13 protein-coding genes are annotated in these 13,287 nt (G+C 67.2%); 3 read left to right on the top strand and 10 right to left on the bottom strand.

All coding sequences use genetic code 11. From position 1 onward, the window contains the following. The first annotated feature begins 92 nt into the window (after positions 1 to 92). Both H162_RS31815 and H162_RS0124335 read left to right on the top strand, forming a co-directional pair. Positions 93 to 1,856, top strand: coding sequence for an arylsulfatase (locus H162_RS31815; RefSeq protein WP_020656102.1), 1,764 nt, complete (start codon positions 93 to 95; stop codon positions 1,854 to 1,856). A gap of 11 nt (positions 1,857 to 1,867) precedes the next feature. After that, positions 1,868 to 2,851, top strand: a complete 984-nt coding sequence (locus H162_RS0124335) for a formylglycine-generating enzyme family protein (RefSeq protein WP_020656101.1) — start codon at positions 1,868 to 1,870, stop codon at positions 2,849 to 2,851. A gap of 62 nt (positions 2,852 to 2,913) precedes the next feature. Here H162_RS0124335 and H162_RS31810 read toward each other — a convergent pair whose 3' ends face one another. Genes H162_RS31810 through H162_RS0124295 form a run of 8 tightly spaced genes read right to left on the bottom strand, consistent with a single transcriptional unit; the run spans position 2,914 to position 10,120 of the window. After that, a complete protein-coding gene (locus H162_RS31810) occupies positions 2,914 to 3,237 on the bottom strand; it encodes a DUF971 domain-containing protein (protein WP_020656100.1) in 324 nt (107 codons plus the stop codon). After that, entirely contained in the window at positions 3,234 to 4,205 is a 972-nt protein-coding gene (locus H162_RS0124325) for a HEAT repeat domain-containing protein (RefSeq protein ID WP_020656099.1), read from the bottom strand. The genes H162_RS31810 and H162_RS0124325 overlap by 4 nt, the downstream gene beginning before the upstream one ends. 2 nt (positions 4,206 to 4,207) lie before the next feature. After that, positions 4,208 to 5,089, bottom strand: coding sequence for an ABC transporter ATP-binding protein (locus H162_RS0124320; protein WP_020656098.1), 882 nt, complete (start codon positions 5,087 to 5,089; stop codon positions 4,208 to 4,210). Continuing rightward, a complete protein-coding gene (locus H162_RS0124315; protein ID WP_020656097.1) occupies positions 5,086 to 5,907 on the bottom strand; it encodes an ABC transporter permease in 822 nt (273 codons plus the stop codon). Before H162_RS0124315 ends, H162_RS0124320 begins: the two co-directional genes overlap by 4 nt. A 21-nt stretch (positions 5,908 to 5,928) precedes the next feature. Beyond that, entirely contained in the window at positions 5,929 to 7,329 is a 1,401-nt protein-coding gene (locus tag H162_RS0124310) for an ABC transporter substrate-binding protein (RefSeq protein ID WP_020656096.1), read from the bottom strand. Positions 7,330 to 7,366: 37 nt separating this feature from the next. Continuing rightward, positions 7,367 to 7,600 (bottom strand): 4Fe-4S dicluster domain-containing protein, encoded by a 234-nt coding sequence (locus tag H162_RS0124305; RefSeq protein ID WP_020656095.1) that lies wholly within the window; start codon positions 7,598 to 7,600, stop codon positions 7,367 to 7,369. An 11-nt stretch (positions 7,601 to 7,611) separates the two neighbouring features. Continuing rightward, complete coding sequence (locus H162_RS0124300) at positions 7,612 to 9,357, bottom strand: fumarate reductase/succinate dehydrogenase flavoprotein subunit (RefSeq protein ID WP_026355040.1); 1,746 nt, start codon at positions 9,355 to 9,357, stop codon at positions 7,612 to 7,614. A gap of 1 nt (position 9,358) precedes the next feature. Continuing rightward, positions 9,359 to 10,120 carry a GntR family transcriptional regulator gene (locus tag H162_RS0124295; protein ID WP_026355039.1) on the bottom strand — a complete coding sequence of 254 codons (762 nt, stop codon included), beginning with the start codon at positions 10,118 to 10,120 and terminating at the stop codon, positions 9,359 to 9,361. Between the two features lie 400 nt (positions 10,121 to 10,520). Here H162_RS0124295 and H162_RS0124290 point away from each other — a divergent pair, with 400 nt between their 5' ends. Continuing rightward, entirely contained in the window at positions 10,521 to 11,438 is a 918-nt protein-coding gene (locus tag H162_RS0124290; RefSeq protein ID WP_020656092.1) for an MBL fold metallo-hydrolase, read from the top strand. Positions 11,439 to 11,649: 211 nt separating this feature from the next. Here the strand turns inward: H162_RS0124290 and H162_RS0124285 are convergent, their stop codons facing one another. Both H162_RS0124285 and H162_RS0124280 read right to left on the bottom strand, forming a co-directional pair. Further along, positions 11,650 to 12,624: a tripartite tricarboxylate transporter substrate binding protein BugD gene (locus H162_RS0124285; RefSeq protein ID WP_020656091.1), complete on the bottom strand. Its 975-nt coding sequence runs from the start codon at positions 12,622 to 12,624 to the stop codon at positions 11,650 to 11,652. A 213-nt stretch (positions 12,625 to 12,837) separates the two neighbouring features. Continuing rightward, the coding region (locus H162_RS0124280; protein ID WP_020656090.1) for an enolase C-terminal domain-like protein at positions 12,838 to 13,287 on the bottom strand (450 nt) is incomplete at its 5' end.

The raw sequence follows: 13,287 nt of genomic DNA, 5'->3' as shown, positions 1-13,287 counted from the left end.
GCGGGAGCCGGGCCGCTATTGTACCAAGTGACAATAGCCGCTCACCGCGCTTGTGTCGATGATCGGGTTTCCAAATAATAACGGAGACACGCATGCACTGGAAGACTTCGGCAGTCCTGGCAACGGGTTGCATCATCGGTTTGGGCCTGGTCGGCTGCGGCGCAGGCAGCACGCCGCCTGCCGCGCGCCCGAATATCCTGATGATCCTGGCCGACGATCTCGGCTATTCCGACATCGGCGCCTACGGCAGTGAAATCAGCACCCCCAACCTGGACGCGCTGGCCGCTTCCGGGCGCCTGCTCACCAACTACCACACCGGCTCGACCTGCTCGCCGACGCGCGCGATGCTGATGTCGGGTACCGACCATCACCGCGCCGGACTCGGTTCGATGGCCGAAACGGTCGCGACGCTGGTGGCCAACGGCGTCGCTCCCTACGGAGCCGCGAATACTTACAATTTCGATACGCTGCCGGACGGCTATGAGGGCTACCTGAATGACCGCTCACTGTCGATGGCGCAGCTGCTGCGCGACGCCGGCTACCACACCTATATGGCGGGAAAATGGCATCTCGCCAGCATGCCGAGCGCCGCGCCGCTGGCGAGCGGCGGCACGCCGTGGGTGTACCGGCCGGCTTCCTACCCCAACGCCAAGGGGTTTGAACGCTCGTTCGTCCAGCTGCAGGGAGGGGGCTCGCATTTCGCCCCGGTGCCGGGCCGTCCGACGGTTGCAGATCTTTTCTCGGTCCACCTGGAGGACGACAAGCCGGCCACCCTGGCGCTGGATTTCTATTCCACGACGACCTATACCGACAAGCTGATTGCCTACATTGACAGCAACAAGGCCGATGGCAAGCCGTTCTTCGCGTATGCCGCGTACACGGCCCCGCACTGGCCGCTGCAGGCGCCCGACGCCGACATTGCCAAATACGCAGGCAAGTATGACGAGGGCTATGAAGTGGTGCGGGCGCGGCGCCTCGCCAGGCAGAAGGCGCTGGGCCTGTTGCCCGCCGACTTCAACGCCAATCCTGGCCTCGATGGCGTGACCGGCCGCCCGCGTTGGGACAGCCTGACGGCGACGCAGCGCGCAACCGAAGCACGCAAGATGGAGGTGTACGCGGCGATGGTGGAAAACCTTGACCGTAACATCGGCCGCCTGATCCAGCACCTGAAGCAGATCGGCGCCTACGACAACACGCTGATTGTCTTCACCTCCGACAATGGCGCCGAAGGCGCAGCCAATCAGTTCCCCAGCAATGCCAACGTCGACAACTCGCTCGCCAATATCGGCCGGCCCTTGTCCAACGTGACGTATGGCGAGCGCTGGGCCGAGGTCAGCGCGACGCCGTTCCGCTTGTGGAAGGCATTCTCGACGGAAGGCGGCGTGAGCGCGCCAATGATCGTGCGCCTGCCCGGCCAGGCGGCAGGCCGCTCGGCCCTGAACGACCTGACCCATGTCAAGGACCTGCTGCCGACCTTCCTGGCGGCGGCCGGCATCCCTGACCCCGGAGCCAGTTACCAGGGGAAGGCCGTCAATCCGATTACCGGCCTGTCGCTGCTGGCGCGGCTGGAAGGGAAGGGGAGCGCCGACGTCCGCACCGGCCAGGTGCTGGCCGACGAGCTGTTCGGCGGACGCTATGTGATTCGCGACGGGTGGAAGATGGTATCGGTGCAGCCGCCATTCGGCGACAACAGCTGGGCCCTGTACGACCTGCGCAGCGACCGCGGCGAGACCCGCAACCTGATCGCCGAGCAGCCGGAGATTGCGGCCCGGCTGAACCAGGACTACGATGCCTGGGCGAAGCGCGCCGGCGTGGTATGGCTGCCGCTGGCCAGCGGCCGTCCTCCGGCGCCATGAGCAGGCCCGCCATGGGCGCGGCGATCCTGTTCGCCGCCGGCGCCGGACTGGCTGCCTGGACGTTGCGGGCCACGCCAGCCACGGCGAATGCGCCGCCCGGGATCGCGCTGGGGAACGGCGCCGCATGCGCCGCCTATTCCGGCCTGCCCCCCGGCTGGGGGCGCGATCCCCATGCCGGCATGCTGCGCCTGCCGGGCGGCAGGTTCGTGCTGGGTGCTGTCGACGGCTACCCCGAAGAGCAGCCGCTGCGCGAAGTGACGACCGCGCCGTTCTGGATCGATCGCACTGAAGTGACGAACGCCCAGTTCGATGCGTTCGTGCGCGCCACCGGCTATGTGACCGAGGGCGAACGCAACGGCAGTGGCGCCGTGTTTCGCGCGCCGCTGGCCGAACGGGGAGAAGAGGCAGCCTACGGCAGCTGGTGGCACGCGGTGCGTGGCGCCGACTGGCGCCATCCGGAAGGGCCTGGCAGTACGCTGCAGGGCCGGGAAAACCAGCCGGTGGTGCAACTGACACGTGCCGATGCCTACGCCTACGCTCAGTGGCTGGGCCGCAGCCTGCCCACTGAGGCGCAGTGGGAGCATGCGGCCAAGGCCGGCGGCCAGGGCGAACGGATCGAACGCGGTCCGCGCGACCGGCAAGGCCGGCCGAGCGCGAACTTCTGGCAGGGACTGTTCCCTTACATGAATTCACGCGAGGACGGCTACCCCGACCGGGCGCCGGTTGGCTGCTTCGCGGCCAACGGGTTCGGCCTGTACGACATGATCGGCAATGCGTGGGAGTGGACGTCCGACCCGTGGCACGGCAGTCACCAGCCGCACGGCAGCGGGGCGCCGGCGGCGCTCTCGGGCGAGGAGGGGCTGATCAAGGGTGGGTCCTTCCTGTGCGCCAGCGACTTCTGCGTGCGCTACCGGGCCGCGGCGCGCCATCCGCACGATACCCGGCTCGGCGCGGTCCACGTCGGGTTCCGCACCGTGTCCGCCGCTTCGCCATGAGGGGCACGAGGGCCGACGTCCAGGCGCAGGCAGCTGCAAGCCGGTGCCGGCGTCCATCCGCCCTATGTGCGGGACCAGGCCGCATCAGCGTGAAGCATCTCCCGGCCCGCTTCACCCAGCATCTCGAACGGAAAGATGCCCCGCCTGTGCCCGTCCGTGAAGCCGAGATTCAACGCATAGGCGCCCACCGGCTCGATGGCGGCAATGCGCACCCCGTCATCGGCCTCGACGGCCAGCCCGGCGCGCCGCCGTGCGCGGCATTCCGCACACGGACAGGCCGCGCGCAGCGCCGCATGGGTCCAGCTGGCCGAACTGCCGTCCGCCCAGGACAAGGCCAGCACGCCCTGCAGCGCGCGGTTCTCGATGGCGTCGGGCAGGGCGGTCATGCCGCCGCCCCGATCTGCTGGATCGCCAGGCGCACCGACTTGCGCACCTCGGGATCGGGGTCGCCGGACGCCTGCTGCAGCGCGTCGAGCGCCAGGGGCGAGCCGATCTCGCCCAGCGCCAGCGCCGCTTCCTTGCGTAGGTTGCTGATGGCGTGACCCAGCGCGGCGAGCAGCTCGGGCAGCGCGTCCCGGCAGCGCAGCCGGCCAAGGCTGCGCGCGGCGCGCAGCCTGACCTGCCAGTAGGGGTCGGCCAGGGCGGCGATCAAGGCGGGCGCGGCGTCCTGCAGGCGCAGCTTGCCGAGCGTGGTCGCGGCTTCCTCGCGCACCTGCCAGGCGTCGTCCGCGAGCGCGGCCAGCAGGGCCGGCAGGACGGCGGCGCCGTCGGCGAAGCCCAGGGCGCCGGCGGCGGCGCGGCGCACTTCGAGCGAAGGATCGGATTCGGCGACGCGCGTCAGCGCGGGCACGGCATCCGGCTGCTTGAGGTAGCCGAGGACGGCGACCGCCTCGCGCCTTACCTGGGCCTCCTTGTCCTGCAAGGCGTCGAGGGCCGGCGCGAAGCTGGCAGGCACGCGCAGCTCGCGCACGCCGCGCAGCGCCGCCGCGCGCACGAAGCTGTCGCTGCTGCCGATGTACGACACCAGGTGGGCGGCCGATTCCTGCTGCTTGAGCTCGGACAGGCTCTGGGCCGCCGCGGTGCGCACTTCCTCATCCAGGTCCGACAGCAGGCGCGCCAGGCCAGCGACGGCGAGCGGCGCCTCGAAAGCCTGCAGGGCGCGCGCGGCCTCGGCGCGCACCGGCGCCGCCGTGTCCTCGAGCGCGGCGATCAGGAGCGGCACATGGGCATCGCCATCGAGGTCGGCCAGGTCGAGCACGGCGATCCGGCGCACGGTGGCGTCGTCGTCCTGCAGGCGGGGCGCCAGCGCGGCGATTTCGGGGTCTTCATGGAGTTCGACAGTCACGGGATACATCCTTACACGTTATGGTTGGCATGGGCGGCGGCCTGCGGGCCCAGGGGGCTCAGGCGCTCGAGCGGAACGATCCTGGCCTGCGGGTGCAGCAGTTGCAGGCAGTGGCGCTTGAGCCGCATGAATTCGGGCGAGGTCACCAGGTCGGGATGGCGCGGCCGGGCGAAGTCGAGGCGCAGCTCCTCGATGATGCGGCCCGGCCGTGGACTCATCACCAGGATGCGGTCGGCGAGGAACAGCGCCTCGTCGATGTCGTGGGTGATGAAGACGACCGTGGTTTTCACCCGCGCCCAGACCTCCAGCAGCAGTTCCTGCATCTTCAGGCGCGTCTGGGCGTCGAGCGCGCCGAAGGGCTCGTCCATCAGCATCACTCGCGGCTGGTTGATTAGCACCCGTGCGATCTCGACGCGCTGCTGCATGCCGCCCGACAGCTGGATCGGATAGCGGTCCTCGAAGCCCGCCAGGCCCACCAGATCGAGCAGCTCGCGCGCGCTGTCGCGGCGCTCCTGGCGCTGGATGCCTTTCATCTTCAGGCCGAAGGCCACGTTGTCGAGCACTTTCTTCCAGGGGAACAGGGTGTGCTGCTGAAACACCAGGCCGCGGTCCGGGTGCGGTCCGGCCACCGGGTCGCCGTCGACGCGGATCGCGCCCTGGCTCGGCCGCCAGTGGCCGGCCAGGGCGCCCAGCAGGGTGGACTTGCCGCAGCCGGACGGGCCCAGCACGCAGACGAATTCGCCGGGGGCGATCGACAGCGAGACCTCCTGCACCGCGTCGAAGGCCTGGCGGCCTTCGCCCAGGCGGATGGTGAGATTGTCGATCTCGATACGGCCGGTCGCGGCGCTGGCTTGCGCCAGCAGTTCGCTTTCCAGCGGGGAGAGCTGGTTCATGACTTCTTCCTTTGCATGAGATACCACGGCAGGAACAGGTTGCCGATCTTCTTCACCAGGACGCTGCTGCCCATCCCGATCACGCCGATGAACAGCATGCCGACCACGATCTCCGGATAGTTCTGGATGGTGTACGAGGCCCAGGTGTAGTAGCCGATGCCGTACTGGCCCGAGATCATCTCCGCGGTCACCAGACAGAACCAGGCGGTTCCCATGCCGATCGACAGGCCGGTGACGATGTTCGGCGCCGCCGCCGGCAGGATCACCTCGGTGAAGATGGTCCAGCGTCCGGCCCCCAGGCTGCGCGAGGACGCGACCAGGCGCGGGTCCACCCCTTCGACGCCGTGGATCGTGTTGAGCAGGATCGGGAACAGGGCGCCGATGAAGGTGATGTAGACCATCGACATTTCCGACGAGGGAAACATCAGGATCGCCAGCGGGATCCAGGCCACCGCCGGGATCGGGCGCAGCACCTCGAGCGGCGGCAGCAGCACGTCTTCCAGCAGCCGCGAGCGGCCGATGACCAGGCCCAGGGCGATGCCCGCCACCATGGCGCCGGCGAAACCGGCGAACACGCGGTAGACGCTGGCCTTCAGGTGCTGCTCCAGCTTCGGCGACTCCACCAGCGCGCTCGCGGCGTCGAACACGTCGCGCGGGGAGGGCACGTTCTGGAAGGTGACCACCCCCAGGTTCAGGTGCCGCGACGAGGCCCATTGCCAGGCCGCGATGCAGGCGGCGACCGACAGGATGCGCAGCAGCAGGCGCCCCAGCTTGCGCAGGGTAGCGGGATCGGTCCAGGCGGAAGTGATCGCTTCCATTGACGGCTCCTGTGCTTGGGGTCAGGCCGACTGGCCGGACTTCAGGGTGTCGTAGTCGACGACCTTGCCCTTGGTCCTGCTGGCGTAGGCGTCGGCGTCGGCCTTGAGCAGGAAGGCGCTGATCTCCTTGCCGTTGACGACGAACCAGGCGTCGCCGGCGAGCAGCTTGAGTCCGGAGTCCTGGTCGTGGGCGTAGACGGTGCGCACCTTCTTGCCCGACTTCTCCAGCTTGCGCAGTTCGGCGAAGGCGGCGCCGGCGCTGGCATAGTGGCGCACCAGCGGCTCGCCCTGGATCCAGATCTGGGTCAGGCGGCGGAAGTCGGCGATCGGCTTGCCGGTGACGGCGTCCTTGGCCTTGAGCGGCAGCTTGGCATAGTTCTTCAGCTGGCCGTCGTAGTCCAGGCCGGCCTGCTTGTAGGCGGCGCGGATGTAGCTGTCGTTGACGAAGCTGTCGGCATCGATGTCGCTGTCGGTGCGCTTGAGCAGGCGCAGGGTCTCGATCGAGGTCTTCACGGCCTGGCGGTACTCCGGCTTCCAGCTGAAGTCGCGGGTCTGCAGTCCGAGCGGGCCGTGGAACAGGTAATTGACTTCGGCCTCGATGCCGGTCACCCTGGCGATCAGCTCACTGTACTTCTCGGGTTCGGCCGCGATCAGGCGGTCGGCTTCGAGCGCGGCGCGCTGGTAGGCCACCACCACCTCCGGATACCTGCTTGCGTAGGCGGCGTCGACCAGGCTGCCGTGCAGGGTCGGCGCCTTGGCCTGCGAGCCGTCGAAGATCTTGCGGGCGTAGCCGCGGTGCGGGAACAGTTCGGCGAACGGCACGAAGTCGGCGTGCGCCTCCACCTTGTTGCCTTGCAGCGCGGAGCCGGCCACTTCCGGCGCCTGGGTCGTGATGTTGACGTCGCGCTCGGGATCCCAGCCCTGGGCCTTCACCGCGCGCAGCAGCATGCCGTGGGCGGTGGAGGCGAAGGGCACCGAGATGGTCTTGCCCTTGAGTTCGGCCAGCGACTGCACGTTCGACACCTTCGGCACCACGATGCCGTTGCCGGAGCCCGTGGTGCTGCCCGACAGGACGTTGATGAAGATGCTCTTCTTGCCCGCCTTGGCATGCGCCGCGCCGTTGAAGGAGCCGGGGAAGTCGGCCATCGCACCGATGTCCAGCTTGCCCGCCACCATCTCGTTGGTGAGCGGCGCGCCCGAGGTGAAGTTCTTCCACTGGATGTCGTACTTGACGTCCTTGTACTTGCCCTCGCGCGGCAGGAATTTTTCCAGCAGCCCGAGTTCGCGGATCAGGAGGCCGCCGGTGGCGCAGTTGATGGTCGTGTCCTGGGTGCCGATGGCGACCCGGATGGTCTCGGCGGCATGGGAGCTGCCGAATGCGAGCAGAAGCGACAGGCCAATCAGATTGTGGTGCAGTTTCACGTTTCTCTCCTGGTGATGGACGATGCTTGGGCCACGCTCAGCGCAGCAGGTAGGGAATATCGACATGGACGGCGCCGGTCGGGCAGTCCTTCTCGCACGGCATGCAGTACCAGCACTCGTCGAATTTCATGTAGGCCTTGCCCTTGCTCAGGTCGATGGCGAGGACGTCGAGCGGGCACACGTCGACGCAGACGGTGCAGCCCTTGTGCGCGATGCACTTGTCCTCGTCCACGGTGACGGGAACGCTGGTGATGTTGATCGTGGTCGGCATGGTGTTCTCCTTCAGGCGGCGATCGGCTGCGGCGGCTGCGGCGCGGCCTGCTGCACGCGCAGGTGGCGGTAGGCGTCTCTTTCGTTGTCGTCGAGCGGGACGATGTAGGGTTCGATCGGGCGCTTGAAGCAGGTCATGCGGTCGCCTTCCTTCTTCAGCTGCACGTGCACGAACCAGTCGGCGTCGTTGCGCTGCGGGTAGTCCACGCGGTTGTGGTACAGGCCCCAGCGGCTCTCGGTGCGGTACAGCGAGGCGCGCGCCGCCATCTCCGCGCAGTCGCGGATCGCATGCACTTCCATGGCGCGCATCAGTTCGTGCGGGTTGCGCGCCTGGATGCGGTCCAGGTCGGCGCGGATGGACTCGAAGCGCTGCAGGCCGATTTCCATCTTGCGCGTGACCTTGGGCGGCTGCAGGTAATCGTTGACCATGCGGCGCAGCTTGTATTCGACCTGGTTGGGCGGCAGGCCGTCCTCGCGCGCCAGCGGCGCCCACACCCGGGCGCGCTCGCGCCCGACCTGGGCCTCGTCGAGTTCCGGCAGGTCGTGTTCGGCGCAGAAGCGCGCCGCGCTCTCGCCCGCCAGGCGTCCGTACACGAAGGCGCCCAGCATGTAGTTGTGCGGTACGCAGGCCAGGTCGCCGGCGGCGTGCAGGCCGGGCACCGTGGTGCGGGCGTGTTCGTCGACCCACACGCCGGAAGCGGAGTGGCCGCTGCACAGGCCGATCTCGGAGATGTGCATCTCGACCATCTGTTCGCGGTAGTCGGTGCCCCGGCCTTCGTGGAAGCGCCCGCGGCTGGGCCGCTCGTTGGTGTGCAGGATGGTCTCGATGATCCGGATGGTTTCCTCGGCCAGGTGGTTCATCTTCAGGAATACCGGTCCGTTGCCGCCCTGAAGTTCGTTGTAGAACTCCTGCATCATCTGCCCGCTCCAGTAGTCGCATTCGATGAAACGCTCGCCCTTGCCATTGGTGGTATGGCCGCCGAACGGGCCCGTGACGTAGGCGCAGGCGGGGCCGTTGTAGTCCTTGATCAGGGGGTTGATCTGGAAGCACTCGATGCCCGACAGCTCGGCCCCGGCGTGGTAGGCCATGCTGTAGCCGTCGCCCGCATTGGTCGGATTCTCGTAGGTGCCGAACAGGTAGCCCGAGGCCGGCAAGCCGAGACGGCCGGCGGCGCCGGTGGCCAGTACCACGCTCCTGGCGCGGATCACATGGAAGTCGCCGCTGCGGCAATCGAAGGCCATGGCGCCGGCGATGGACCCGTCCGCGGCGGTCAGCAGGCGCGTCGCCACCAGGCGGTTGGTGATCTCGACGCGCGCGCGCTTCAGGCGGCGGTACAGCACCTTCTTGATGTCGTGCCCGTCCGGCATCGGCAGGACATAGGTGCCCATGTGGTGCACCTTGCGCATCGCATAGTCGCCGGTCTCGTCCTTCTCGAACCTGACGCCCCAGCTGTCCAGCTCCTCGATCATCGCGTAGCTGTTCCGCGCATAGGCCATCACCGTCTTCTGGTTGACGATGCCGTCATTCGCGACCGTGATCTCCTTCACATACTGTTCGGGCGTGGCGAAGCCGGGGACGACCGCGTTGTTCAGGCCATCCATGCCCATCGAGATCGCGCCGCTGCGCTTGACGTTGGCTTTTTCCAGCAAGAGCACGCGCAGGCCGGGATTGGCCTCCTTGGCCTTGGCCGCGGCCATCGGGCCGGCGGTGCCGCCGCCGATGACCAGCACGTCGACGATTCGCACATGTGTTTCCATATCAGGTTCCTTGGGAAGGAGAGGGATGACGCGGCAGGCGCAGTCCATACTGGAAGGCGTCGCCACGCACGTAGAGGTATTCGAAATCGAGCGGCTTGCCATCGGCGGTCCAGGTCAGGCGCTCGATGCGCAGCAGTGCGGCGCCCGGCGCCACGCCCAGGGCCGCCGCCATGGCCGGGTCGGCGCCCAGGGCGCCGATCTGGATGTCGGCATGTCCCAGCGCGATGCCGTAGTCGTCCTCCAGGATCAGGAAGATGTCGCGCTCGAGCAGGTTCTCGTCGCGCAGGCGGCGGCCCACGGCCGCCGGCAGGTAGGATACTTCGAAGGACACCGGCTCGCGGTCGAGGGTACGCACGCGGCGCACTTCGGTGACCGGCGCGCCTGGCGCCAGGTCCAGCCTGGCCGCCACGGCGGGGGAGGCGCCCACTTCCAGTTGCGACAGCACCCGGTTGAGTATGCGGTGGCCCTGGCGCGACATGGCTTCGCCGAAGCCCTCCAGACGGCTCAGGTCCTGGCGCGGCGTGCGCCTGGCGACGAACGAACCCTTGCCCGGCGCCTTGACGATGACGCCTTCCTTCTGCAGGTCGTTGAGGGCCTGGCGCACGGTGATGCGGCTGACGCCGAAGATCGCGCTGATCTCGCTTTCGGCAGGCAGGCGCGCTCCCTGCTGGTAGCTGCCGTCCGCGATCCGTTCGCGCAGGCGCTCCCGCAGCTGGGAGTAGAGGGGCACGGCGGATTGTTCAAGGGCTCGAAAAGGTGTCATTCGCAAGTCTCGTAGGGCCTGTCATAACAGGTGATGACGTTGCGAGGATGGTAACGATGGGTCGGCGCGGCGGGAACGAATCTCTTCGTGCTTGCTCATGCGGAAACCGCCTGAGTTGCTGGGCGTATATCGATATGCGGATGACAACGCGGGCTTCGGGAATCCGGCGGCGCGGGCGACGCGCTTCTCCCTCATGGGCTTGTTTGGTGCCTTTCATGCACTACTGTGAGCCCGGTTGGAGCTCTACCGGCGTGTGCCCGTCCTCTCTACGATGCGGACATGCGGCCTCGTGCCGTGTTCCGTGCCCGACAACCCCGGGGGTTGAACGGCAAGCTGCCGCCAGTCGGCTGATTGGCCTGGCCCGGGCGATCGGGCCGTCCCTTTGGAGATCTCAATACCTATGTTTGCCCTCGATTACACCTCGCCCCGCGCCGGCCGCGGCCCCGAAGAGCTGGTTCCATCCCGTTACGCGCTGCAGGTCGGCGAACTCGACGTGCTGGTGGTCAGCGATGGCGTGCTGCCGCTGCCGGCCGCGACCATGGCCACCAATGCCGATCCGGCCGACCTGGCGAACTGGCTGGACCACATGTTCCTGCCACATGACAATTTCGATTGGCCGCTGAACGTGCTCGTGGTGCGTAGCGGCGACCGGACCATCCTCGTCGACGCCGGGCTGGGATCGCAGTTTCCGGGCTTTCCGCGCGCCGGGCAGTTTCCCTCGCGACTGGAGGCTGCCGGCATCGACCTTGCGTCCGTGACCGATGTGGTGATTACCCACATGCACATGGACCACGTTGGCGGGCTGCTCGTCGACGGGCTGAAGGAGCGGCTGCGTCCGGACCTGAAGATCCACGTGGCCGATGCCGAAGTCAGGTTCTGGGCCCAGCCCGATTTCTCCGACACGGACATGCCGGCGCCGGTGCCGGACGTGCTCCGCTCGACCGCCACGCGCTTCATGGACGAGTACCGCGACCAGTTGCGGATCTTCCAGGAGAAGCACGAGGTGGCGCCAGGGGTGGTCGTCCGTCTCACCGGCGGCCACACCCCGGGGCACAGCGTGGTCGACCTGGCATCGGGCGGGGAGCGGCTGACCTTCGCCGGCGACGCCATGTTCCCGGTCGCGTTCGACCATCCCGACTGGCATAACGGCTTCGAACATGACCCGGAGGAGTCGGCCCGGGTCCGGGTCGGTCTGTTCCGGGAACTGGCCGAGAACGGCGGGCTGCTGGTGGCCTCTCATCTGCCATTTCCGTCCGTCGGCCGGGTGGCGGTCGACGGCGACGCCTTCCGTTATGTGCCGGTGATCTGGGATTACTGAGCGCTTGTCATGGAGGCAGGCCGAATCCGGCTTGCCCGTGGGGGCGTGGCAACCCCCGCTGATCGACGAGACCCTGGTGTTCGCAGCCCGGCTTGCCACGCTCAGTGGGGTTCCGACCTGTATGCTCACTGCCAGGGAGGCAGTCGCACCGGGGCAAGGCAGAGGAAGTCCTCGCCCGCCTTCCCCGGCTGAAGCCGCCTTGGGGTGTATTTCACTCGGCGTAACTGCCGGATTTCTTGATGATGGGACTCCACTTATCGATTTCCGCCTTCAAATGCGCGCGAAGCGCTTCGGGAGTCGCGCGGTTCTCGGCCACGGGTTCAGTGCTGAGTTCTGAAAGACGCTGTTTGACAGTAGGGTCCTTGACAGCGTACTGCAATGCGCTGCTTAGCTTGTTCACCACTTCCTTCGGGGTACTCTTCGGTGCATACACGCCATGCCAGACCGACAGCTCGAATCCGGGCAAGCCGGCACTTGCCAGCGGAGGGAGGCCCGGCAGGCTGGCTACCGGGTTCTTATACGTCACGGCATAGGCCTTCACCTTTCCGCTCTTGATGTGGCTCATCGTATTTGTCGCCTGGTCGCACATCAGGTCAACCTGGCCTCCCAGCAGGTCATTCATGGCGGGTCCAGTACCTTTGTACGGCACGGTGGTGAGCTCGGTGCCGACGGCGCTCATGAAGAGCATGCCGCATAGGTGCGATGCTGCCCCGAGGCCCGCGTTGGCAAGAGTCACTTTCTCCTTGTTCGCTTTGACGTAAGCAAGCAGTTCATCAATGTCCTTCGCCGGGAAGTCCTTCCGGGCAATGAGGGTCGATGCTGCGTCAGTCGCCAAACCAATCGGTTCGAAACTGTCGATGCTGCTGTACGGGAGCTTGCGATACAAACTCGGTGCCGTGGCATGCCCGACGTGATGGACGAAGATCGTATAGCCGTCAGGACTGGAGCGCGCCACGCGTGCAGCACCCAGGGTGCCGCCCGCGCCACCGACATTCTCGACAATGACCTGTTGCTTCAGATTGGCGCCCATCGCCTGGGCCAGCAGGCGTGCGATGGTATCGGTGGGTCCGCCGGCCGCAAATGGAACGACCATCGTGATCGTCTTGTTCGGGTAGTCCGCCGCGTACGATGCCGAGCTTGCCGCCAGCGCAAGCCAGACGATGGATTTCGAAAATGTGCTCTTCATGCCTTTGTCTCCTTGAAGGTGTCCCTGGCAACAGGCCGGGATTGGTGGGAACAGAGCGGGATTGCCATGACACCTGCACCGGTCTGCCTGCCGGTATGCGTGGGTTGTCTTGAATGGCTGTCGTTGCGCAGCCTGTCCTTCGAAACGTTTTCTGTTGATGCGGCCCGTCATGCCAACGCTTGGTCTGGCGGCGTCGGCACAAATCGATTCGACTCAGGCGGACAGCTTCTGCATCTCGGCGTACAGGTCGGCCTTGCCCTCGAAGCCGATGCCCGGCAGGTCCGGCATGGTGATGTAGCCGTTGTCGACCCTGACGCCGTCCGGGAAGCCGCCGAAGGGCTGGAACAGGTCCGGATAGGATTCGTTGCCGCCCAGGCCCAGGCCGGCCGCGATGTTCAGCGACATCTGGTGGCCGCCGTGCGGGATGCAGCGGCGCGGCGACCAGCCGTGCTCGCGCAGCATGTCGAGCGTGCGCAGGTACTCGACCAGGCCGTAGCTCAGGGCGCAGTCGAACTGCAGCCAGTCGCGGTCGGCGCGCATGCCGCCATAGCGGATCAGGTTGCGCGCATCCTGCATCGAGAACAGGTCTTCGCCGGTGGCCATCGGGTTCTTGTAGTAGTTGCGCAGGGTGGCCTGCAGCTCGAAGTCGAGCGGATCGCCCGG

This window comes from Massilia niastensis DSM 21313 (assembly GCF_000382345.1).
In the GTDB taxonomy this organism is placed as follows: domain Bacteria; phylum Pseudomonadota; class Gammaproteobacteria; order Burkholderiales; family Burkholderiaceae_D; genus Telluria; species Telluria niastensis.
Note: the sequence above shows the minus strand (reverse complement) of the source record. Positions and strands in the feature narration are given on the sequence as shown.